Source organism: Pasteurella oralis (assembly GCF_042681465.1).
In the GTDB taxonomy this organism is placed as follows: domain Bacteria; phylum Pseudomonadota; class Gammaproteobacteria; order Enterobacterales; family Pasteurellaceae; genus Pasteurella; species Pasteurella oralis.
In genome coordinates this window covers 41,342-64,351 of the sequence record NZ_JBHUFP010000025.1, presented here as the reverse complement: position 1 = coordinate 64,351, position 23,010 = coordinate 41,342, and the positions used below count along the sequence as shown (strand labels likewise).

Genomic DNA, 23,010 nt, shown 5'->3' with positions numbered 1-23,010 from the left:
CTTTTAATCGTATTGTTATTAGTTATTTAAAATAATATGAAAAGCAAGGCTTATATATAAATGAAAACAACAGCAGAAATTAGACAATCTTTTCTTGATTTTTTCCATACTAAAGGACATCAGATTGTAGCAAGTAGCTCACTTGTTCCTGACAATGATCCAACTTTATTATTTACAAACGCAGGAATGAACCAATTTAAAGACGTTTTTTTAGGTATGGATAAACGTTCTTATTCACGAGCAACAACAGCGCAGCGTTGTGTTCGTGCTGGTGGTAAACATAATGATTTAGAAAATGTCGGTTATACCGCACGCCATAATACTTTTTTTGAGATGCTCGGCAATTTCAGTTTTGGTGATTATTTTAAAAAAGATGCCATCCACTTTGGTTGGGAATTTTTGACTTCGCCACGTTGGTTAGCCTTACCGAAAGAAAAATTGTGGGTAACCGTTTATGCAACTGACGATGAAGCCTATGATATTTGGAATAAAGAAGTGGGTGTTCCAGCGGAGCGCATTGTTCGTATTGGTGATAATAAAGGGGCGCCGTACGCCTCTGATAACTTTTGGGCTATGGGTGATACTGGACCTTGTGGACCTTGTACGGAAATCTTTTATGACCATGGCGAACATATTTGGGGGGGACCTCCGGGATCGCCTGAGGAAGATGGTGATCGTTATATCGAAATTTGGAATATCGTTTTTATGCAGTTTAATCGTCATTCTGATGGTACAATGGAACCGTTACCAAAACCTTCCGTTGACACAGGTATGGGATTAGAACGCATTAGTGCAGTATTACAACATGTTAATTCAAACTATGAAATTGATATTTTCCAAAAATTAATTGCTAAAGTTTCTGAGTTAACAGGTGAAAAAGATCTCAATAATAAATCATTACGTGTAATTGCTGACCATATTCGTTCATGTGCGTATTTAATCGCTGATGGTGTCATTCCATCAAATGAAGGTCGTGGTTATGTATTGCGTCGTATCATTCGTCGTGCTGTACGTCATGGTAATTTATTAGGTGCTAAGGAAGCATTTTTCTATAAATTAGTGCCAACCTTAATTGATGTCATGGCAGAAGCGGGGGTTGAAGTAAAAGAAAAGCAGGCTAATGTTGAAAAGTTATTACGTTTAGAAGAGGAGCAGTTTGCTCGTACTTTGGAGCGTGGTTTGGCATTGTTAGATGATGCATTAGCTAATGTGCAAAATGGTGTGCTTTCTGGTGAAGTGGCGTTTAAGTTATATGACACTTATGGTTTCCCATTAGATCTTACGGCAGATGTGTGTCGTGAACGTCATATTACAATTGATGAGGCTGGTTTTGAGCGTGAAATGGAAGCGCAACGTTTGCGTGCACAATCAGCGAGCCAATTTGGTATGGATTACAATAATGTGATCCGCGTTGAAGGTACGACAACCTTTGAAGGTTATACTGAGTCTGAATCTTTAGCAAAAGTGACCGCACTTTTTGCAGAAGGCAAGCCAGTAGAACGTATCGAGGCTGGTCAAAGTGCGGTGGTTATTTTAGAAAATACGCCGTTCTATGCTGAATCTGGCGGACAAATTGGTGATAGTGGTCGACTAGCTGGTCAAGGTTTCTCATTTGATGTGAAAGATACGCAAAAATATGGTCAAGTTTTTGGGCATATTGGTGAGCTAGTGAGTGGTAGTTTGGCAGTTGGGCAATCTGTCAATGCAGTAGTTGATGTGGCATGTCGTAATCAGACTTCACTAAACCATTCAGCGACCCATTTATTACATGCTGCATTACGTCAGGTGCTAGGTACACATGTTGTTCAAAAAGGTTCGTTAGTTTCAGATGTTGCATTACGTTTTGATTTTGCGCATCCAGAAGCGATTAGTAAAGAACAATTGTTTGAAATTGAACGTATTGTCAATCAGCAAATTCGTGCTAACCATCCTATTCAAACTGAGCTGATGGAGCTTGAAGCTGCAAAAGCAAAAGGTGCGATGGCATTATTTGGTGAGAAATATGCCGATCAAGTACGTGTTTTGACAATGGGTGATTTTTCTATTGAACTTTGTGGCGGTATCCATGCCAAACGTACCGGTGATATTGGTTTATTTAAAATCACCACAGAAACTGCTATTGCAGCAGGGATTCGTCGTATTGAAGCTATTACTGGTGAAAATGCGATTTGTTGGTTACATCAGCAACAAGCATTGCTAACGCAAAGTGCCGATTTATTGAAATCGGATGTCAATTCAGTTGTAGAGAAAATTCAGCAGTTACAAGATAAGTCGAAAAAAGCTGAAAAAGAGTTACAAATTTTGAAAGAAAAAGCTGCGATGCAGGTAGGGTCTGATTTAGCGAAAAGTGCAGTTAAAATTAATGATGTTTCTGTCATTATTCAGAAACTTGATGGTGTTGAGGCCAAATCGCTACGTGTTATGGTTGACGATTTGAAAAATCAACTTGGTTCAGCAGTCATTGTGTTTGCCTCTGTGGTCGATGGCAAGGTCAATTTAATTGCAGGTGTGACAAATGATTTAACTAGCAAAGTGAAAGCAGGCGAGTTAGTCAATGTGTTAGCACAACAAGTTGGTGGTAAAGGTGGTGGTCGTCCAGATATGGCGATGGCTGGTGGTACGCAAGTTGATAATGTGGATCAAGCATTATCTGTTGGCGCAGAATGGCTAAAAGCAAACTTGTAGTATAACACTTTCACTTCAGAATTGTTTTATACGCTAAGCGCAAAACAGCGAAGTGAGTAGTTTCGATATGTAAGATAGGGATGTTGTAAGCAAACAGGAATTTTGCATAAACTATAAAAAGGTGAGGAGTTCATATGCTAATCTTAACCCGTAAAGTTGGCGAAAGCTTACTCATCGGCGATGATATTTCTATCACGATTCTAAATATACGAGGAAATCAAGTAAAAATTGGAATCAAGGCCCCTAAAGATGTTTCTGTTCATAGAGAAGAGATTTACCAACGTATTAAACAGGCATTAGATGAGCCGCAGCAACCTGAATGAACGGATATTTAATAACAAGATTAATTTAAATATTCTTAGTTGGGTGAGGTTGAGTTGAAATGTAAATGATATCGTATAGGGCGGACGTTATGGTAATGCTAAAGCCTAAGGTAATCATTGTTAGTGGGGCATTTATTTAAGTGATTATATTGAGCATTTGTTGCTTTGTACGAATTATAGCTCAGAGCCGATGAAAAAACATATATATAGTAATCATAGCAATGATTTTTTAAGCGTTTAAAATTGTTTCTATATTGCTATTAACAAAAGGAAAAAGAATGAAAGCGATTATCCCCGTTGCAGGTTTAGGGACTCGTATGCTACCTGCTACAAAAGCAATTCCAAAAGAAATGCTAACGTTGGTGGATAAGCCATTGATTCAATATGTTGTTAATGAATGTGTTGCAGCAGGTATGAAAGAAATTGTCTTGGTCACACATTCTTCAAAAAATGCGATTGAAAATCATTTTGATACATCATTTGAATTGGAAACCATGCTTGAGAAACGTGTGAAACGTCAACTTTTAGATGAAGTTCGTTCAATTTGTCCGAAAGATGTGACGATTATGCATGTACGTCAAGGTAATGCAAAAGGATTAGGGCATGCAGTATTATGCGGGCGTCCTGTTGTGGGAAATGAACCTTTTGCAGTGATTTTGCCAGATGTCTTATTGGCTGATTTTTCGGCAGATCAAAAACGCGAGAATTTAGCTGCGATGGTAAAACGCTTTAAAGAAACGCAAATCAGTCAAATCATGGTAGCACCAGTTGCAGAGAAGGATGTGAGTAGCTATGGTATTGTTGATTGTGGCAGCGCTACTTTAACTAATGGTGATAGTGCTAAAATTAATAATATTATAGAAAAGCCAAGCCTCGATAAGGCACCATCTAATTTAGCAGTAGTGGGACGTTATGTCTTCTCTGCTGCAATTTGGGATTTACTTGAAAAAACTCCAATTGGTGTTGGTGATGAAATTCAATTAACTGATGCGATTGATATGTTAATTGAAAAAGAAACTGTTGAAGCCTTTCACATGACAGGTAAAACTTTTGATTGTGGCGATAAAATTGGTTATATGCAGGCATTTGTTGAATATGGTTTGCAGCATGAAAAATTAGGTCAACCATTTAAAGCATATTTAAAACAGTTAGTAAAATCGCTTTAATATCAGCTTATTCTTTTCTTTTTAGGCATCCTTTGTGGTGCCTTTTCTTTTAGACAGATATCTAGCTATCTTAACGGCTAGATTGTCATTCTTGTTGTTTTTCATTAAAATACCACATGATTATTAAGCATATTTATAGGGTAACAGAATGGCAAATTGGAATGGTAAATATATTAGTCCTTATGCAGAGCATGGGAAGAAGAGTGAACAGGTTAAAAAAATCACTGTATCAATACCAATTAAAGTACTAGAGATTCTGACGAATGAACGTACGCGCCGTCAAATTCGTAATTTACGCCATGCGACTAATAGTGAGTTACTTTGCGAAGCATTTTTGCACGCATTTACTGGACAGCCATTACCGACTGATGAAGATCTATTAAAAGAACGTCATGATGAGATTCCTGACGAGGCAAAGAAAGTGATGCGTGAACTTGGGATTGATCCTGAAAGTTGGGAATATTAAGTCGAAGATCAAAGTGCGGTCAAAATTTTTAAAATTTCAACCGCACTTGTATTCACTCAAGATGATAAATTAAGCTTGATCACCAATTAATACAGATTCTAACGCAATTTCAATCATATCATTGAAAGTTAATTGACGCTCTTCTGCGGTGGTTTGTTCATGAGTACGGATATGATCTGAAACAGTACAAATTGTTAATGCTTTTGCACCAAACTCTGCTGCTACGCCATAGATACCCGCTGCTTCCATTTCAACACCTAAAATACCGTATTTTTCCATAACATCAAACATTTCTACATCTGGTGTATAGAAGAGATCAGCGGAGAACAAGTTACCAACACGGACATTAACGCCTTTTGCTTTTGCTGCTTGTACTGCGGCCATTGTCATGTCAAAGTCTGCAATTGCTGCAAAGTCATGATTTTTAAAGCGGATACGGTTAACTTTTGAATCGGTACATGCGCCAACACCAATGACAACATCACGTAATTGCACATCCATACGTACTGCACCACAAGAACCTACACGAATAATTTTTTTTACACCATATTCTGTAATTAATTCTTTCGCATAGATTGAACAAGATGGGATACCCATACCATGCCCCATGACAGAAATTTTACGACCTTTATAAGTCCCTGTGTAGCCTAACATATTACGTACGTTAGTCACTTCTTTTACATCTTGTAAGAATGTTTCTGCAATGTATTTTGCGCGTAGTGGATCGCCTGGCATTAGAACAACGTCTGCAAATGCGCCTGCTGGAGCGTTAATATGTGGAGTCATGTTGAATTCCTCTTTGTTAATAATGAAGGGAAAATGATGATATAAGTGCTAAAGTCTTATATCAGACCTTGGTTTATACGTGTAATAACGTATATTGTAACTTTAATTTCAATGGATATTGATTAACGATAAAGTTACTCATTAATTTTGTGGGCAAGTCATGCTTGAATCATGAATATTCTTTTTAAGCAAACGTTTACTTAGCCCCTATATGACAACACCACGAACAAGTCGTGGTGTTGTGCTTTAGTTTAGTACATTAATAATATCGTATTTCTTATGATAATGCGACACCACCTAAACCGATAAACAAGCCCGCAATTGTTGCGCTCATTAAGTTTGCTAGTGAGCCTGCGATAACTGCTTTAATTCCTAAGCGTGCGATGTCACCACGACGGCTTGGCGCTAATGCACCTAAGCCACCTATTAAGATTGCGATTGAGCTGAAGTTAGCAAAGCCACAAAGCGCGAACGTGATGATAGCTTGTGTTTTGTCAGTTAGCTGGACCATATTTGCATTTTCAGCTGCGCTTTTTAAGTAGGCTGTAAAGTCTAAGTAACCCACGAATTCATTTACCGCTAATTTAGTACCAATCATACGACCGGCAATTTCAGCTTCGTTCCAATCTACACCGATAACCCAAGCCAGTGGTTTAAAGATCCAACCTAAAATTAAACCAAGTGATAATTCTGGCATATTGAACCAACCACCGATTCCACCAAGGATACCGTTGATTAATGCGATTAATGCAACAAAAGCAATTAACATTGCACCTACATTAAGGGCTAAGTTCATACCTGATGATGCACCACCTGCGGCTGCATCAAGGATATTAGCTGGTTTTTCTAAATCCACTTTTTCTAAATCATCATTAAATTTTTCAGTTTGCGGATAAAGAATTTTTGCAAATAATAAACCCGCTGGCGCAGCCATAAATGACGCTGCGATTAAGTATGGTAATGGTACGCCCATGCCAGCATAACCTGCCATAACAGAACCCGCAATTGATGCTAAACCACCACACATAATTGCGAATAATTCAGATTCAGTCATTTTGCTGATGTAAGGTTTAACCACTAATGGTGCTTCAGTTTGACCAACAAAAATGTTTGCAGCCGCAGACATAGACTCTGATCTTGAAGTGCCTAACAAGGTTTGTAAACCACCGCCGATAATTTTAATGATCCATTGCATTATACCGATGTAGTACAAAACGGAGATTAAAGCTGAGAAGAACACGATGATTGGTAACACGCGTAAAGCGAAAACAAAGCCGCCGCCGCCAAATACTTCAAACATTTTATCGCTGACTAAGCCACCGAATAAGAAGCTAATACCCTCGTTACCGTAAGAGATGACTTTACTGATACCATCAGAAAGCCAAAGTAATGCGTCACGACCAACTGGTACATATAAAATTAATGCACCAATTGCAATTTGAATACCTAATGCACCAAATACAGTGCGTAAATTGATGGCTTTGCGATTATTAGAAAGCAAGAAAGCAATCGCTAATAATACAACAATACCGAGAATACTGATTAATGTACTCATAATTGTAAAGTCCTTTACTAAGTTAGAATAAAAAAATAATGGTCAATAATTTTACTGTGTTTTGGATTAAAAATCTTGCTTTATTGGAGCATAAATAATCAAAAACACTTAAATTTTCATCAAAATGTGATATGGCTCTCAATTTAGAGTGGAATAAGATATGCCTGAATATTATTGGGATAATTTTCTTTTTCCATTATCATAAAGATGATTATTGATTGGCTAATTTTATTTTTTATGCAAAAAAAGTTTCATGTGTTGCCGCAAACACCTTGGATGGCTTCTTCATTTTGGGGATTGGAGCTTAAACCTTTTGTTGTACTTGTTCTGTCATTAGCTATTTTTGGTATTGGAGAGGGATTGATTCTTCTTTCTGATCTTGGTTCAGCGCCTTGGACGGTATTATCACAGGGGATTTCGTTACAAATTGGCTTTAGTGTTGGTTGGGCGTCTTTTATAGTCAGCTGTATTGTGATGCTGTTATGGTTGCCGCTTAAACTTCGTATGGGGTTAGGGACTCTTTTGAATGTTATTGTGATTGCATTGTTTTTAGGTTTAACAGCAGAATTTATGCCAAAACCGACCGCACTTTTTATACGCTTTGGTTATATTATTCTTGGTATTTGGTTAATTGGGATTGGTTCTGCTTTTTATTTGACTTGCCATCAAGGTGCGGGACCAAGAGATGGCTTAATGGTTGGATTGTGCCAACGTTTCCATTTAAAAGTCAGTGTAGTACGAACATTGATGGAAATTACCGTTTGTACGTTAGGGTTTATATTAGGTGGGACCCTTGGTGTTGGCACAATTTTATTTGCTATTTCAATTGGCTGGGTTATTCAATTTATCCTTTCTCATTTACTTGGCTTGCCAAATTTGTCTGACAAAAGGAATAACTTGAGTTAATACAGCTTGTATTGAAATTAAGCTTAAATCCATTTGGCTGACTTTATCTTGTGTTTGCGGTGAGAATGCTAAGTGCTTTTCTGGCGCATTGATAGGTTGCCAACGCAATGGTGTTGCAGAACGACGACTTGGATAGAAACCAATCGTGGCAATATTGAGTGCGGCACTTAAATGTAAAGGACCAGTTGAGCCTGCAATAAAGAGATCGGCGCAGGCTAATGAATGAGCAAAATCAACTAACCCATTATTTTTATCATAAATTACGATACGTTTATCATTGGTTAGTTTGGCTAATTCATGTGCTTTTTCACTTTCATTAGGACCAGCTGTTAAAACAATATTGCAATCCAATTGTTGTAATAGCCCCGTGATTAATTCAGCATATTGTGTGAGAGATAAATTGGTTGCAGACCCTCCAGAGCCACTATGTACAAAAATCCATTTTCGGTTCAGATCTAAACCTAACTGCTGTGCGAGCATGTCTTTTTGCTGATGTATTTTGCTTTGCTCAAAAGTTAAATAAGGTGGAATTGGTTCAATAATAGGTTGTCCTGTTTTTTGTAAAAAAGCACGAGCCAGATCTAAATTATATTCAAATTCTGGTTTTAAGGATTTTGAGCGTCGTTGGGTGATCCGATGATTATATAAGAATTGAATTAGTTTAGTCGCTGGTGCTAAACGGAACGGGATTTTAGCTTTCCAAACCAGTAATGCATTATATTTGTCAGAAAAAAAATTAATTGCCGCGTCAAACTTTTCTTCTTTGATTGTCTGTAACGTAATCAGTTGGGCTGGTTTCTCAGCATGTTTGCCCGAGTCGATAATCACATCATCTAAATAAGGGCAAATACGTGCTAGATCAGCTGTATATTGAGGAACAAGTGCGGTGAGTTTTAAGGTAGGATTTGATTGTTTCAACATAGCAAAAGCTGGCCAAGCCAACATAAAATCCCCAAGTTTATCGTTACGTACTACTAACACTTTTTGCATTTTTTCTTCTCAACTTTTGTTCAATTTGATAGCTGAATATTTTAACTTGTTTAATTGCAAAATTTAATTAAAAAATTGAGTGTACTTTACTGTACTGAATAAGCCGATTAAAACGCTTATTTCTTGCATTTTGCTAAAAAAAGAGTATGATCCACAGGCTTTTTGTCTATATATACAGAGAAAAAAGTAAGTTTAACTCTCAAGATAACTTCGATGATTGAGAGTTTTCTTTTTGTAATCAAACATTTAGAGGAAGGTTATGGTAACCATTCGTTTATCTCGTGGCGGAGCTAAAAAACGCCCATTCTATCAAATCGTTGTCGCTGATAGCCGTTCACCACGTGACGGTCGCTTTATTGAGCGCGTAGGCTTTTTCAACCCATTAGCAACAGGTAAGGCTGAGCGTTTACGCTTAGATTTAGAGCGTGTTAATGCGTGGTTAGAAAAAGGTGCATCTTTATCAGATCGCGTTTCTGCTTTAGTGAAAGAAGCTAAAAAAGCAGCGTAATTTGTTCTAATTTATTAGTAACAGTAGAACGAGATAGGTGATGAATATGCAACAACAAAGAATTGAAGTAGTTGGCAAATTAGGCTCAACTTATGGTATTCGTGGTTGGTTACGTATTTATTCATCAACAGAACATGCTGAAAGCATTTTTGATTACCAACCTTGGTTTTTAAAGATTAAAGGGCAATGGCAACCAACTGAATTAGAAAGCTGGCGTTATCACAATAACGATTTGATCGTGAAGTTAAAAAATGTAGATGATCGCGAGGCAGCTCAAGTGTTAGCTAATATTGAAATCGGCGTTGATTTGGCAGTTTTTCCAACGCTCGAAGAAGGCGACTACTATTGGCATGATTTAATCGGCTGTAATGTAGTTAACCTAGAAGGCTATACAATGGGTACTGTAACTGAGATGATGGAAACAGGTTCTAATGATGTACTAGTTGTGCGTGCAAATGCCAAAGATGCTTTTGGGAAACAAGAACGGTTAATCCCGTTTTTGTATGAACAAGTAGTTAAAAGAGTAGATCTCTCCACAAAAACTATCGAAGTGGATTGGGACGCTGGTTTCTAACCTCAGGTATGCTGTTTAGCTTGAGTTGTCGCATTTTGAGATATAAGGATAACTTATGTTAGTTGGGATTATTAGTCTATTCCCCGAAATGTTTCAAGCAATCACAGAATTTGGGGTAACAGGTAGAGCCGTTAAACAAAATCTCTTACAAGTGCAATGTTGGAATCCAAGAGATTTCACTCATGATAAGCACAAAACTGTGGATGATCGTCCTTATGGCGGTGGTCCAGGGATGCTGATGATGGTACAACCGTTACGCGATGCAATTAAAGCGGCGAAAGCGGAAGTAGGAGAAGAGGCGAAAGTGATTTATCTTTCGCCACAAGGACGCAAACTTGATCAGGCTGGAGTAAAAATCCTAGCAGAAAATCAAAAAATGATTTTATTGTGTGGACGTTATGAAGGTATTGATGAACGACTGATTGAAACAGAAGTCGATGAAGAATGGTCAGTTGGTGATTATGTGCTTACAGGTGGTGAATTACCTGCGATGACATTAATTGATGCTGTTGCAAGATTTATCCCTGGTGTACTTGGCAAACAAGCCTCAGCAGAGGAAGATTCTTTTGCTGAAGGTTTATTAGATTGCCCACATTATACGCGTCCTGAAGTGTTAGATGGCTTGGCTGTTCCACCTGTGCTGATGTCGGGAAACCATGAGCAAATTCGTCAATGGCGATTAAAAAAATCCCTTGAGCGAACATGGTTACGACGCCCTGAGCTATTAGAAAGCCTAGCTCTGACTGACGAACAACGTAAGCTGTTAAAACAGATTCAATCTGAACAATAGTAATTGACAAGCTTTTTAATCAATTTTTCTGTCAGTAAATTGGTTAATATAGAATGCCACATATCAGTTCAATCTAGGATTTAAAAAGGTTAATTATTATGAGTAACATCATTAAACAACTTGAACAAGAACAATTAAAACAAAATTTACCTAGCTTCCGCCCAGGTGATACTTTAGAAGTTAAAGTATGGGTTGTTGAAGGTAGCAAACGTCGTCTGCAAGCATTCGAGGGCGTGGTTATTGCAATTCGTAACCGTGGCTTGCATTCTGCATTTACTTTACGCAAAATTTCTAACGGTGTTGGTGTTGAGCGTGTATTCCAAACTCACTCTCCAATCGTTGAAAGTATTTCTGTGAAACGTAAAGGTGCAGTACGTAAAGCGAAGCTTTACTACTTACGTGAGCGTTCAGGTAAATCTGCACGTATTAAAGAACGTTTGGGCGATTAATTGGCTCACGAAAAGGCTTGGAATTCCAAGCCTTTTTTCTTTTCCCACTTAATAAAAGTGCGGTCTATTTTTATAAAATTTTATTGGTTAGTTATATAACCTTAACATGTAGAGATGAGGTGTTGGGGTCATTATTAGGCTGATTTAGAAAACCAATTCGGTTTTCTTTACCTAACTTTTGTTCAGCGGCTCTTTCTGATTTTATTTTGTGATCCCTATCAATAAAATACGATTTTTTAATTCCTAAATTAATGTGAACCACGCATACTGAGTGTAAGATTTTTTGATAGTGAAGCATCATTGTTATTAAAAATATCTTGTTTTGGTGAGTGATTAAAAATATAAGAAGCTGGGGATCAAATTATGGTGGCATTGAAAGCAATTATTGCGCTTATTGGTATTATCGTAGCAGTCTATTTATTAATAAAAAAATATGAAACTCGCACTGTGTTAATTGGTGTGGGGTTGTTAATGTCTATTGCAACTCTTAACCCTATGGGGGCACTCGATGCTTTTGCGAAAAGCATGACGTCGGGAGGGTTGATCATGGCAATCTGTTCTAGTATGGGCTTTGCTTATGTGATGAAATATACTCAATGTGATACACATTTAGTCCATTTATTAACAAAACCATTAAGTGGGTTGAAGTTTTTCTTAATTCCTATCGCAACAATTATTACATTCTTTATTAACATTGCGATTCCTTCTGCAGCAGGTTGTGCAGCAGCAGTTGGAGCAACTTTAATTCCAGTATTAAAAAGTTCAGGCGTGCGCCCAGCAACAGCTGGGGCGGCAATTTTGGCGGGTACTTTTGGATCAATGATGAGTCCAGGGTCTTCTCATTCAGCGATGTTAAGTGAAATGTCAGGCTTAACTGTAACACAAGTTAACTTATCTCATGCACCTTATACAATGATTGCTGGTGCAATTGGGGCAGTTATGTTAACGATTTTAGCTATCGTGTTTAAAGATTATGGTGAAGCACATCGCCAAGCCTATTTAGCAGAAAATAAAGAGAGTGAGCAAAATGCAGAAGGCATGAAAGTGAATATTCTTTATGCATTAGCGCCATTAGTTCCTTTAGTTATTTTAGTCATTGGTGGTACGTCTTTACAAAAAATGCCTGGCTTAGAATGGACTAAAATGGGGGTGCCGCAAGCGATGTTAATTGGTTCATTATATGCGGTAGTGATGACACGTATTTCACCAGCCAAAATCACAAATGAGTTCTTTAATGGAATGGGAAATTCTTATGCTAATGTGTTAGGTATCATTATTGCTGCAAGTGTCTTTGTCGCAGGTCTAAAATCAACAGGTGCCATTGATACTGCTATTGAATTTCTCAAACATTCAAATGAATTTGTCCGTTGGGGAGCAACCGTTGGACCATTCTTAATGGGCATTGTGACCGGATCGGGAGATGCTGCCGCGATTGCGTTCAATACCGCGGTGACACCTCATGCAGTCGAATTAGGTTATACCCATGTTAATTTAGGTATGGCTGCCGCGATTGCAGGGGCGATTGGACGTACAGCATCACCAATTGCTGGAGTGACGATTGTTTGTGCTGGTTTAGCAATGGTCAGCCCAGTTGAAATGGTTAAACGTACTGCACCAGGCATGATTCTTGCCATCTTATTTTTAGCATTGTTTATGTTGTAATCATAAAGAGGAGTGATTCAATGAGTATAACACTGGAACAACTCATCCAATGGCGTCGTGAATTTCACCGTTTTCCTGAGATTGGTTGGTCTGAGTTTTGGACAACCAGTCGTATTGCTGATTATCTTGAGGAAATGGGGTTTGATATTTTACTTGGTGATAAGATTATTAATCCTGAATTTGTACGTGGTCGCCAGCAAGTTGTTGTCGAAACCGGGTTAGCAAAGGCGATCGCTTATGGCGCAAAAGCAAAATGGCTTGAACAAATGAATGGGTATACTGGTTGTGTAGCGGTATTAGATACTGGTAAACCGGGTAAAACTGTTGCATTACGTTTTGATATTGATTGTGTTAATGTGACTGAAACCACTCATCCTGATCATATTCCAAACCAATATCATTTCGCTTCGCTTAATGATGGTTTTATGCATGCTTGTGGGCATGATGCGCATATTACAATTGGCTTAGGAACTGCTAAATGGTTAGCTGAAAATAAAAATAAGCTCAGTGGTAAAATTAAAATTGTTTTCCAACCAGCTGAAGAAGGGGTGCGAGGTGCAGCCGCGATTGCTGCAAGTGGTGTAATTGATGATGCGGATTATTTTGCTAGCTCGCACATTAGCTTCTGTGCGGATACTGGGACAATCATTTCGAACCCTAAAAATTTCTTATCTACGACAAAAATTGATATTCGTTATCAAGGTAAACCAGCCCATGCAGGTGCTGCGCCACATCTAGGGCATAATGCTCTACTTGCTGCAGCTCATACTGTCACTCAGCTACATGGTATTGCCCGTCATGGTGAAGGGATGACACGAATTAATGTTGGTGTGCTCAATGCTGGTGAAGGGCGTAATGTTATTCCTGCAACCGCACAACTCCAATTAGAAGTTCGAGGTGAAAATAAAGCTATTAATGAATATATGGTTGCACAAGTAATGCAAATTGCTAAAGGTATAGCGATTAGCTTTAATGTCAATTATGAAACCGAGATAATGGGGGAAGCTGTCGATATGGTGAATGATGAAGAACTCATTCAGCTTGTCGAGAAAATCGCGTTACAACAGCCTGATATTAAACGGACTGATGCAGATTATGCGTTTAATGCAAGTGAAGATGCGACGATTCTAGGACGTCGTGTACAAGAGCAGGGTGGCAAAGCGATTTATTTTATTCTCGGTGCAGATCGTACAGCAGGTCATCATCAGGCAGAGTTTGATTTTGATGAAACGCAGTTATTAACAGGTGTGAATATATATACTGCGTTGCTTCAACATTTACTGGCTTAATCTTTGCTAGATTTATTACCTGCTGTAGCATGTGAAATATGTTAAAAAATAGCTGTTTACATAACAGCTATTTTTCTTTTTAGTCTTCAATGTGTTCAGTTAAGAAACCACCACTTTGATGAGCCCACAGTTTGGCATAAAGTCCATTGCGTTCCAGTAATTCACTATGGGTACCTTGTTCTACAATTTGACCTTTATCCAGCACAATCAAACGATCCATTGCCGCGATAGTGGATAAGCGGTGAGCAATCGCAATAACCGTTTTATTTTCCATCATTTTATCGAGACTTTCTTGAATAGCCGCCTCAACTTCAGAATCTAATGCACTGGTCGCTTCATCTAATAATAAAATTGGTGCATCTTTTAACATCACACGTGCAATGGCAATACGTTGACGTTGTCCACCAGATAATTTTACACCGCGTTCACCAACATGTGCATCATAACCAGTGCGCCCTTTGGCGTCACTTAACTGTGGAATAAAATCGGCAGCTTCTGCGCGCTGTGCCGCATAAATCATTTCCTCTTCATTGGCATTTGGTCGCCCATAAATAATGTTTTCGCGCACAGAGCGGTGGAGTAATGAGGTATCTTGTGTGACTAAACCAATTTGGCTGCGTAGGCTTTCTTGTAATACATCACAAATGTTTTGCCCATCAATAGTAATTTCCCCTTCTTGTGCTTCATAAAAACGTAAGAGCAAATTAACGATAGTTGATTTGCCTGCGCCAGAGCGTCCAATTAAGCCAACTTTCTCACCTGGTTTAATGGTTAAGTTAAAATTTTTGAGTAAAGGTTTATCTGGTGAATAAGCAAAATTCACATTGTTAAATTGAATTTCGCCTTGATTGATATGAATTGGTCTTGCATCAATTTTATCGATAATGGTATGTGGTTTAGTCAGCGTTTCCATTCCATCATTGACTGTGCCAATATTTTCAAATAAGCGTGCGGATTCCCACATGATCCAATGTGATAAGCCATTGACGCGCAATGCCATTGCAATAGCAGTTGCAATAGCGCCAACACCTACACTGCCTTGCTGCCATAAAATGATACCTAAAATTGCAGTTCCTAATGTAAGGCTAATATTGGCAGCATAAGTGAGAATATCTAACGAAGTACCTAAACGCATTTGTGCATGTACTGTTAGCATAAATTCTTCCATTGAACGCTTGGCATAACTGGCTTCTCGTGCACCATGTGAGAATAATTTGACGGTAGCGATATTAGAATAGGCATCTGTAATACGCCCTGTCATTAAGGAACGCGCATCTGCTTGGCGTTCAGCCGTTTTGGCCAATTTCGGAATAAGAATGCGTAAAATAGTTGCAAATATGACAATCCATAAAATGAAAGGCAATAATAACCAATTATCAAGTGTGGCTAAAACAACCCCTGAAGTAATGAAATAAACACAGACATATACAACCATATCCGCCAAAGTCAGTACAGTATCACGGACGGCTAATGCGGTTTGCATTACTTTTGCTGAAACTCGTCCTGCAAATTCGTCTTGATAGAAAGTTAAACTTTGTCCAAGCATCAAGCGGTGGAAATTCCAACGTAAGCGCATTGGAAATACCCCTTGTAAGGTTTGTAGTCGCACAGCAGAAGTCACAAATGCCCATAAGATACTAAATAGTAATAGCGCTGCCATAGCGATGAGTAAATGACCTTTATTTTGCCACAGCGTAGTTGGTGTATATTCACTTAGCCAATCGACTAAAATACCCATAAAACGAAAGACAATACCCTCGACAATTCCGATACCAATATTGAGGAAAGCAAGTAAGAAGATCCAACTTTTCATGCCTTCTAGACTTGACCAAATAAAGCGTACTAATCCCTTTTCAGGCGTTTTAGGTGCTTCGGGAGGATAAGGATTTAAACGATTTTCAAACCATGAATAAATTTTATCAAACATTGTTATCCCTTTAATTTTTTGTGATGAACAGGGTTCAAAACTTGGCAAAAATAGACCGCACTTTAAAACAACTTAAGCGCTTTCATTTGGGCAACGACATCAGCAACTTGGATTTGTGCCATTAAATTTTTACCTTTAAGTTTTGTTGCCCATGGCAGTTCAGTAGAGGACTTACCAAATTCTTGTTGTGCATTTTGTTCATAGACAGATACCACATTGGCTAAGCTATAGTAAGGTCCTGTTCTTTGTGGGTTATGATAAGCATATAAACCGATAACATCAGTGCCTTGCGTTGTGGCTAAGTGTGCTGGTCCAGAATCAGGTGCGATGACTAAATCGACCAATCCAATTAATGCAGTAAGCTGTTTAAGATTGGTTTTTCCTGATAAATCAATTGGCTGAAAGTCGCATAATGTAATAATTTTTTGCGTCATTTCCATCTCTCGTTTAGCTGGAGAAGAACAAAAAATAACTTGAATATTATGTTGATGAGCAATATTAGCAATTTCAGCATAACGCTCAATTAGCCAATCTTTTTCTGCTTTACTGGAGCAAGGGGAAATCAGTAGATTTTTTCGCATTGGATCAAGATATTGCTTAACTATTTGGCGATCTTGCTCACTGATCTGTAATTGCCATTGTGGTTGTTCAATTGGGACACCTAGATAATCGACAAATGCCATAAAGCCATCAAGCACATGTGGGCTATTCGGCTCAGTAATTTTTCGATTGGTAAAGAGCCATTGTCCTTCTCTGGCTCTTTTTTTGCCAAAGCCAATTTTATAAGTAGCTTTAATGCCTAAGGAAATGATTGAGGCTCGTAAAGCAGTTTGCATATTAAGCAGCGCATCAAACTGTTGTGCTTTAAGTTGTCGCCATAATGCGAAGATGCCTTGCCAACCAGTTTTTTTATCATAAGTAATCAGTTCCACATTCGGAATACCTGCTAATAATTGTGCTTCGGTTTTACCTACGATCCAGCTGATTTTGGTACTTGGCCAATAACGTTGAATTTGCTGCACTGCGGCAAGTGCATGGCACACATCACCAATAGCAGATAAACGTAAAATACAGAGCGATCGCGGAGGAGAACTAAAAAGTGCCATAAAACAGTCCATGCAAATAAATCTTGTGTGAATTTTAACTATTTTAAAGTAGAATGTGACTATTCGCTATCTCTGATTTGAACCTACGGCAATATGCTTGAATTTAAACATAAAAATACTTTTTTTCTCTTTAATTTTAAACAGCCTAAGCCTGATCAAGAATCTTTCTTCCAATCACATTTCTGGAAAAAACAAGACCGTATAGTTGGTTCAGCAAAAGGACGTGGTACAACTTGGTTTTTAAAAACAGATGATGTTTTGGGTGTCAATACCGCATTGCGTCATTATTATCGTGGTGGTCTTTGGGGTAAATTCAATCGTGATCGTTATCGTTTTGCGACACTTTCTACAGCGCGTAGTTTTGCTGAATTTAATTTATTAAAACAATTATATGAAGCAGGACTTGCCGTACCGAAACCTATAGGTGCACGTGTTGAAAAGATCGCATTTGGTTTCTATCGTGCTGATTTGTTGACAGAAAAAATTGAAAATGCGGAAGATTTGACCACCTATTTGCAACATTCAACATTGTCTAGCGAGAATTGGCAGAAAATTGGTCGATTGATTCGGCAGCTGCATAATTTACAAGTCTGCCATAGTGATTTAAATGCACATAATATTTTGGTACAACCTCTTGCGGGCAACTGTAAATTTTGGTTATTGGACTTTGATAAAAGTGGTCATCAACTCGGTGACAGTTGGAAAGCTGAGAATTTGCAACGTTTACAGCGCTCTTTTATCAAAGAAGTGGGACGCATGGGCATTCAATTTACTGAACAAGATTGGCAAAATTTGCTACTTGGTTATCACGAATAAGGACATCTTAGATGTCCTTATTGTGTTTAAAAGTGCGGTCACTTTTTCAGATTTTCTAATGCATGAAACACGACTTCTGGTACTAATTGACTGACATCGCCATGGTGTAAATGAATTTCACGGATCATGGTGGATGATACATAGGACCAACGCTCTGATGGTGGGAAAAATAAACTTTCGACGCCATCTGTTAATAAACGATTTAAATGCGCCAGTTGGAGTTCATAATCAAAGTCGCTTGCGCTGCGTACCCCACGAATAATTGCAGTAATTTGACGTTCTTTCACGACATCAGCGAGTAAATCTAAAAAACCAACTACTTCCACATTGGATAGATGGGAAACCGCTTGTTTGACTAATTGCACACGTGTTTCTAAATCAAATAGTGGCTTTTTATTTGGATTGGATGCTACTGCTACAAGGACATTTGGAAATAAACGTGCAGTACGTTGAATGATATCAAGATGACCGTTTGTAATAGGATCAAATGTACCAGGGTAAATCACTGTTATCATAATTACTTACTTAAATAAGGTGCTAATAAATCTAATAAACGTTGTAATGCGCCACGGTTTTCAACCAAGACTTCATAGCCTGCATTGCCATAACGTGCGCGTAATTCAGCAGAATCTAAAAATTTTTCTACTGCATTGGTGATTGCTTTAGTATTTTCATTAACCTCAAGTGCGCCTTGTACTTGCAGCAATTTAGTAAAGACTTCAGGGAAGTTAAATGTATATTTACCACTCAAGACAGGTAATTTAAAAGTTAAGGGCTCTAATGGATTGTGCCCGCCATGTTTGACTAAGCTACCACCTACGAGCGCAATATCTGCAATACCATAGAGTAACATCAACTCGCCCATTGTATCACCAAGCACCACTTGAGTTGTGGCTGGTGGCGCGATATTTGCACTACGGCGTATATAACGGAATTTATGCTTTTCTATCAATTCTGCTACTGTATTAAAACGCTCTGGATGGCGAGGGACCAGAATGAGTAATAAGTTTGGGTATTTATTCAGTAACAAACGATGGCTTTCTAAAATTAATTCTTCCTCACCTTCATGAGTGCTTGCAGCAATCCACACTGGACGATCTTTTCCCCATTCTGTTTTGAGTGTATTGATCTTTTCTAATAAATTGCCATTAGTGGTCAAGTCATATTTAATATTGCCTGTGTATTTTAAGCGTTCTGGATCGTAACCTAATGCTAAATAACGTTTACCACTGACATCATCTTGTGCGGCAATGAGACTAATATTGTCAAAAACAGGATGTAATGATTGCTTGAACCAACCATAGCGTTTTGCCGAGCGAGCAGATAAACGTGCATTTGCAATAATAAAAGGAATATCACGTTTTTTCAGTTGAGTAATTAAGTTTGGCCAAATTTCTGTTTCAATCACAATACAAATTTGGGGTTGAATAAAGCTAATGAAGCGATTAACTGCATCAGGTAAATCATAAGGCAAATAAACATGGGATACGCTTGTTGCAAACGCCGCTTTAACGCGATCTGAACCTGTTGGTGTGACTGTTGTGACAGTAATTGGCAAATCAGGATATTGTAATTGAATACGTTTAATTAATGGTGTGGCAGCGATGACTTCACCTACCGATGCAGCATGAACAATAATGCCATTGGGTTTAGGTGACGTGAGTCCACAATAAAAACCATAGCGTTCATTGAGTCGTTTACGGTAATTGGGCGCTTTTAAGCTACGCCCAAACATAAACAACACAACAATGGGTTGGATTAAATACAATAAGATTGTGTAAAAAAAACGCAACATAGAATAAATATTCGGTTATGTTAAAATGGACAAACTCGCTTTAGTATAAACTGTTGCATTGAAGACATAAAGGATAAAAAGTATGCCAACACTTAGCGTTGCTATGATTGTAAAAAATGAATCAGAACATTTGGCTCAATGTTTAGATACAGTAAAAGATTGGGTCGATGAAATCGTGATTCTAGATTCTGGCAGTACAGATAACACACAAGAAATTGCACTAAGCTATGGGGCAAAATTCTATCAAAACACCGATTGGCAAGGCTTTGGTAGACAGCGTCAATTAGCGCAACAATATGTCACTAGTGATTATGTGCTGTGGTTGGATGCAGATGAACGTGTCACGCCAGAACTACGTTTATCTATTCAACGAGCGGTACAGCAAAATAAAGATAATGTGGTATATAAAATTCCGCGTTTAAGTGAAGTTTTTGGGCACAAGATTCGTCATTCGGGTTGGTATCCTGATTTTGTATTACGTTTATATAAAACGCAATTTACGCAATATAATGATGATGTCGTGCATGAAAAAGCGATGTTGCCAACTCATGCGGTAGTAGAGAAACTCACGGGTGATTTAGATCACTATACTTATAAAGATATGCATCATTATTTAGTTAAATCCGCAAGTTATGCTAAAGCTTGGGCAGAAAAACGGGAAAAGTTGGGTAAAAAGGGCAGTTTATTTTCTGCTTTTACTCATGCAATTGGTTGCTTCATCAAGATGTATATTATTAAAGCAGGTTTTCTCGACGGTAAACAAGGTTTGCTGCTTGCCATCCTTTCTACTCACTCCACTTTTGTTAAATATGCCGATTTGTGGGTAAGGACAGAAACAAAACGATAAATTTGCATTGAAAAAAGTACAGAATAATCTCTGTACTTTTTTATGCGACATTTCTCACAAAAATACATTTAGATTTTCTACAGATAACAATTGTTTATTTTTATCAATGTAAATAATAGTATATAGCGATTTCTTAATCAAAAAGGAGTGGCTATACTAGCTAAAATTGTTAAAAAATCGACCGCACTTTGAATGGACACAAAAGTGCCTTACGCAATTTATTGGTTATGTACCACAGGTTCACCATTTATTTCGTTTTACTGTGCAACAGGTTGTACTAATGGGAAGGACTGCTCAGTTCGCTTGGTACAGCACACCAAAAAAAGTCGACATTACAATTGCAGAACAGTGTTTAGCAACATTAGGCGTCGCTCAATTAAAGTAAACGGGGTTGTCTATTCTGATGACAACATATCAGCCAGAGCATAGTATGCAAATTGCGGATCAAGTTATCTTGTTTCATCAAGGCAAAATTATTGCAAATGGCAAACCGAAACAAACATTAACAATAGAAAATTTAGCAATAATTTATCAGTTAGATAAGCAGCTATTACGTAAAAATTTAAGGACAAGTTATGACTAAACTTCAAACCCTTTGGGATGTCAATTTTGCTGAATTGTATCGAAATCACTATCAACTTGCAGCAAGAGAGCCAAAAACAGCTCAAGATTGGGATCGCAAAGCAGAGAAAATGCAACAGTCTGAATACGATCTACATAACGAATATGTTAATGCCTTTGTTAGTCGAATGGAGCTCACCGAAGAAGATACTTTACTTGATGTTGGTTGCGGTGGTGGCGCAATTTCTTTAACGGTTGCTGCGCAGATTAAGCAAGTATATGCTCTGGATTATAGTGAAGGTATGTTATCCGTATTGCAACAACGCGCAAAAGCCTTAGGCTTTTGCAATGTACAAGCATTGTGTAAATCTTGGGAAGACAATTGGGATGATGTACCTGAATGTGATATTTGCGTATCGTCACGTTCTTCTATGGTGGCAGATTTAGATCAGGCGATAGATAAACTGAATGCTAAAGCAAAAAAAGCGGTGTATATGACGATGATTGTGGAAAAAGATTTTATCACTCGAGATATTTTGCAATATATTGGACGAGATTCTGTTGGTTTTCCTAATTACATGTATGCGTTAAATTTACTGCATCAGAAAGGTTACTACGCATCCGTTGATTTTATTACGGCAGAATGCGGGTTGGTTCAGCCAGAAAAAATGGATGAGCAAAGTTTTATTCAATCTGTCCAGTGGTCTATTGGTGAGTTGAGTGAGCAAGAAATAGCAAAACTCAAAGATTATTATACCAAACATCCAAATCTCACTTCTGCGCGTAGTGATTTTAAAATTTGGGCGTTTGTCAGTTGGAAAAAAGCAAAAAAGTGACCGCACTTTTGAGAGAATAAAAAAGCAGATCGAAGATCTGCTTTTTGGTTGAAAGAAATCAAATTAGCTTTTTGCTTTTGCTGCTGCTTTTACGATCACAGCAAATGCGGGTGCTTTTAGTGACGCGCCGCCCACTAATGCACCGTCGATATCGGGTTGTGTGAATAATTCTGCTGCATTCGCATCATTGACTGAACCACCGTATTGAATAATCACTTGCTCTGCTACTGTTTGATCTTTCTTCGCGATATGAGCACGGATAAAAGCGTGAACAGCTTGTGCTTGTGCAGGAGTCGCTGATTTACCAGTACCAATTGCCCAAATTGGCTCGTAAGCAATCACTGCACCGTTAAATGCTTCTGCACCTAACGTATTTAGTACGGCATCAATTTGACGTGCGCACACTTCTTCTGTTTTGCCTGCTTCATTTTCTGCTTCACTTTCACCGATACATAATACAGGTGTTAAACCGGCTTGTTTTAATGCTGCGAATTTTTTTGCGATCAACTCATCGCTTTCTTTATGATAGGTACGACGCTCAGAGTGACCAATGATGATGTATTGTGCGCCAAAATCTTTTAACATTTCAGTTGAGATATCGCCCGTAAACGCACCTTGTACATTAACATCAACGTTTTGTGCGCCAAGCGCGATAGTTTTGCTGCCACAGCTGCAACTGCATTTTAATGCAGCTTCAGCTTCAGCTAAATACATGACTGGTGGTGCAATTGCGACATCACAACCTTCAACATCGGCTAATTCTGCTTTTAAGCCCTTGATTAATTCTTTTGTGAATGCTTTACTACCGTTTAATTTCCAGTTACCCATAACTAAAGGACGACGAGCCATAATTTTTCTCCGTATTAAATTAATAAAAAATGACCACATTACTATATCAAATTTTTTATTTAGTTCTGTTGATTTTAGGCAAATTTGAAAAATTTTTTTGGTAAAAGGTGATTATTTTGTTTTA

24 protein-coding genes are annotated in these 23,010 nt (G+C 38.1%); 16 read left to right on the top strand and 8 right to left on the bottom strand.

Features of this window, described 5'->3' with window-relative positions:
• Positions 1–60: 60 nt before the first annotated feature.
• The 4 genes from alaS to metJ all read left to right on the top strand — a co-directional run bounded on the left by alaS (position 61) and on the right by metJ (position 4,640).
• The gene (gene alaS, locus ACFSAV_RS09700; protein ID WP_379099029.1) at positions 61–2,685 is read left to right on the top strand and encodes an alanine--tRNA ligase; all 2,625 of its coding nucleotides are present in this window, start codon (positions 61–63) and stop codon (positions 2,683–2,685) included.
• Between the two features lie 134 nt (positions 2,686–2,819).
• Positions 2,820–3,008, top strand: coding sequence for a carbon storage regulator CsrA (gene csrA, locus ACFSAV_RS09695; protein ID WP_049214812.1), 189 nt, complete (start codon positions 2,820–2,822; stop codon positions 3,006–3,008).
• A 278-nt stretch (positions 3,009–3,286) separates the two neighbouring features.
• Positions 3,287–4,174 (top strand): UTP--glucose-1-phosphate uridylyltransferase GalU, encoded by an 888-nt coding sequence (gene galU / locus ACFSAV_RS09690; protein WP_101775525.1) that lies wholly within the window; start codon positions 3,287–3,289, stop codon positions 4,172–4,174.
• 148 nt (positions 4,175–4,322) lie between these two features.
• Positions 4,323–4,640: a met regulon transcriptional regulator MetJ gene (gene metJ, locus ACFSAV_RS09685; RefSeq protein ID WP_101775524.1), complete on the top strand. Its 318-nt coding sequence runs from the start codon at positions 4,323–4,325 to the stop codon at positions 4,638–4,640.
• A 69-nt stretch (positions 4,641–4,709) separates the two neighbouring features.
• Here metJ and deoD read toward each other — a convergent pair whose 3' ends face one another.
• Positions 4,710–5,426 (bottom strand): purine-nucleoside phosphorylase, encoded by a 717-nt coding sequence (gene deoD, locus ACFSAV_RS09680; protein ID WP_101775523.1) that lies wholly within the window; start codon positions 5,424–5,426, stop codon positions 4,710–4,712.
• Positions 5,427–5,703: 277 nt separating this feature from the next.
• Positions 5,704–6,981: a NupC/NupG family nucleoside CNT transporter gene (locus ACFSAV_RS09675; protein ID WP_101775522.1), complete on the bottom strand. Its 1,278-nt coding sequence runs from the start codon at positions 6,979–6,981 to the stop codon at positions 5,704–5,706.
• Positions 6,982–7,218: 237 nt separating this feature from the next.
• Here ACFSAV_RS09675 and yczE point away from each other — a divergent pair, with 237 nt between their 5' ends.
• Entirely contained in the window at positions 7,219–7,887 is a 669-nt protein-coding gene (gene yczE / locus ACFSAV_RS09670) for a membrane protein YczE (RefSeq protein WP_101775734.1), read from the top strand.
• Here the strand turns inward: yczE and ACFSAV_RS09665 are convergent.
• The gene (locus ACFSAV_RS09665; RefSeq protein WP_379099022.1) at positions 7,840–8,877 is read right to left on the bottom strand and encodes a glycosyltransferase family 9 protein; all 1,038 of its coding nucleotides are present in this window, start codon (positions 8,875–8,877) and stop codon (positions 7,840–7,842) included. The two genes, yczE and ACFSAV_RS09665, sit on opposite strands and share 48 nt — an antisense overlap.
• A gap of 259 nt (positions 8,878–9,136) precedes the next feature.
• Between ACFSAV_RS09665 and rpsP the strand changes: the two genes are divergently transcribed.
• From rpsP to ACFSAV_RS09635, 6 genes are all read left to right on the top strand, one after another.
• A complete protein-coding gene (rpsP, locus tag ACFSAV_RS09660; RefSeq protein WP_101775520.1) occupies positions 9,137–9,385 on the top strand; it encodes a 30S ribosomal protein S16 in 249 nt (82 codons plus the stop codon).
• Between the two features lie 46 nt (positions 9,386–9,431).
• Positions 9,432–9,959, top strand: coding sequence for a ribosome maturation factor RimM (gene rimM / locus ACFSAV_RS09655; RefSeq protein ID WP_101775519.1), 528 nt, complete (start codon positions 9,432–9,434; stop codon positions 9,957–9,959).
• Positions 9,960–10,014: 55 nt separating this feature from the next.
• The gene (gene trmD, locus ACFSAV_RS09650; protein WP_379099017.1) at positions 10,015–10,749 is read left to right on the top strand and encodes a tRNA (guanosine(37)-N1)-methyltransferase TrmD; all 735 of its coding nucleotides are present in this window, start codon (positions 10,015–10,017) and stop codon (positions 10,747–10,749) included.
• Positions 10,750–10,847: 98 nt separating this feature from the next.
• Positions 10,848–11,198, top strand: coding sequence for a 50S ribosomal protein L19 (gene rplS, locus ACFSAV_RS09645; RefSeq protein ID WP_101775517.1), 351 nt, complete (start codon positions 10,848–10,850; stop codon positions 11,196–11,198).
• Between the two features lie 363 nt (positions 11,199–11,561).
• On the top strand, positions 11,562–12,860 hold the full coding sequence (dcuC, locus tag ACFSAV_RS09640) for a C4-dicarboxylate transporter DcuC (protein ID WP_379099013.1): 1,299 nt from the start codon (positions 11,562–11,564) through the stop codon (positions 12,858–12,860).
• Between the two features lie 20 nt (positions 12,861–12,880).
• Positions 12,881–14,149: a M20 family metallo-hydrolase gene (locus ACFSAV_RS09635; RefSeq protein ID WP_379099010.1), complete on the top strand. Its 1,269-nt coding sequence runs from the start codon at positions 12,881–12,883 to the stop codon at positions 14,147–14,149.
• Positions 14,150–14,228: 79 nt separating this feature from the next.
• Here ACFSAV_RS09635 and ACFSAV_RS09630 read toward each other — a convergent pair whose 3' ends face one another.
• Positions 14,229–16,076 (bottom strand): ABC transporter ATP-binding protein, encoded by a 1,848-nt coding sequence (locus ACFSAV_RS09630; RefSeq protein WP_379099007.1) that lies wholly within the window; start codon positions 16,074–16,076, stop codon positions 14,229–14,231.
• A gap of 62 nt (positions 16,077–16,138) precedes the next feature.
• Complete coding sequence (locus tag ACFSAV_RS09625; protein WP_379099004.1) at positions 16,139–17,182, bottom strand: glycosyltransferase family 9 protein; 1,044 nt, start codon at positions 17,180–17,182, stop codon at positions 16,139–16,141.
• A gap of 93 nt (positions 17,183–17,275) precedes the next feature.
• Here ACFSAV_RS09625 and ACFSAV_RS09620 point away from each other — a divergent pair, with 93 nt between their 5' ends.
• Positions 17,276–17,998 (top strand): 3-deoxy-D-manno-octulosonic acid kinase, encoded by a 723-nt coding sequence (locus tag ACFSAV_RS09620; protein ID WP_101775511.1) that lies wholly within the window; start codon positions 17,276–17,278, stop codon positions 17,996–17,998.
• A gap of 38 nt (positions 17,999–18,036) precedes the next feature.
• Here the strand turns inward: ACFSAV_RS09620 and coaD are convergent, their stop codons facing one another.
• On the bottom strand, positions 18,037–18,513 hold the full coding sequence (gene coaD, locus ACFSAV_RS09615) for a pantetheine-phosphate adenylyltransferase (protein WP_379099001.1): 477 nt from the start codon (positions 18,511–18,513) through the stop codon (positions 18,037–18,039).
• Between the two features lie 2 nt (positions 18,514–18,515).
• Entirely contained in the window at positions 18,516–19,793 is a 1,278-nt protein-coding gene (gene waaA, locus ACFSAV_RS09610; RefSeq protein ID WP_379098998.1) for a lipid IV(A) 3-deoxy-D-manno-octulosonic acid transferase, read from the bottom strand.
• A gap of 82 nt (positions 19,794–19,875) precedes the next feature.
• On the opposite strand from waaA, the gene ACFSAV_RS09605 reads away from it, so the two are divergent.
• The 4 genes from ACFSAV_RS09605 (at position 19,876) to ACFSAV_RS09590 (ending at position 22,037) form a co-directional block, all read left to right on the top strand.
• On the top strand, positions 19,876–20,640 hold the full coding sequence (locus tag ACFSAV_RS09605) for a glycosyltransferase family 2 protein (protein ID WP_379098995.1): 765 nt from the start codon (positions 19,876–19,878) through the stop codon (positions 20,638–20,640).
• A 166-nt stretch (positions 20,641–20,806) separates the two neighbouring features.
• Positions 20,807–21,025 (top strand): hypothetical protein, encoded by a 219-nt coding sequence (locus ACFSAV_RS09600; RefSeq protein ID WP_379098993.1) that lies wholly within the window; start codon positions 20,807–20,809, stop codon positions 21,023–21,025.
• A gap of 18 nt (positions 21,026–21,043) precedes the next feature.
• The gene (locus tag ACFSAV_RS09595; protein WP_379098990.1) at positions 21,044–21,223 is read left to right on the top strand and encodes a hypothetical protein; all 180 of its coding nucleotides are present in this window, start codon (positions 21,044–21,046) and stop codon (positions 21,221–21,223) included.
• Positions 21,216–22,037, top strand: coding sequence for a class I SAM-dependent methyltransferase (locus ACFSAV_RS09590; RefSeq protein WP_379098987.1), 822 nt, complete (start codon positions 21,216–21,218; stop codon positions 22,035–22,037). The genes ACFSAV_RS09595 and ACFSAV_RS09590 overlap by 8 nt, the downstream gene beginning before the upstream one ends.
• Positions 22,038–22,100: 63 nt before the next feature.
• Here ACFSAV_RS09590 and tpiA read toward each other — a convergent pair whose 3' ends face one another.
• Positions 22,101–22,886, bottom strand: a complete 786-nt coding sequence (tpiA, locus tag ACFSAV_RS09585; protein ID WP_379098984.1) for a triose-phosphate isomerase — start codon at positions 22,884–22,886, stop codon at positions 22,101–22,103.
• Between the last annotated feature and the right edge of the window lie 124 nt (positions 22,887–23,010).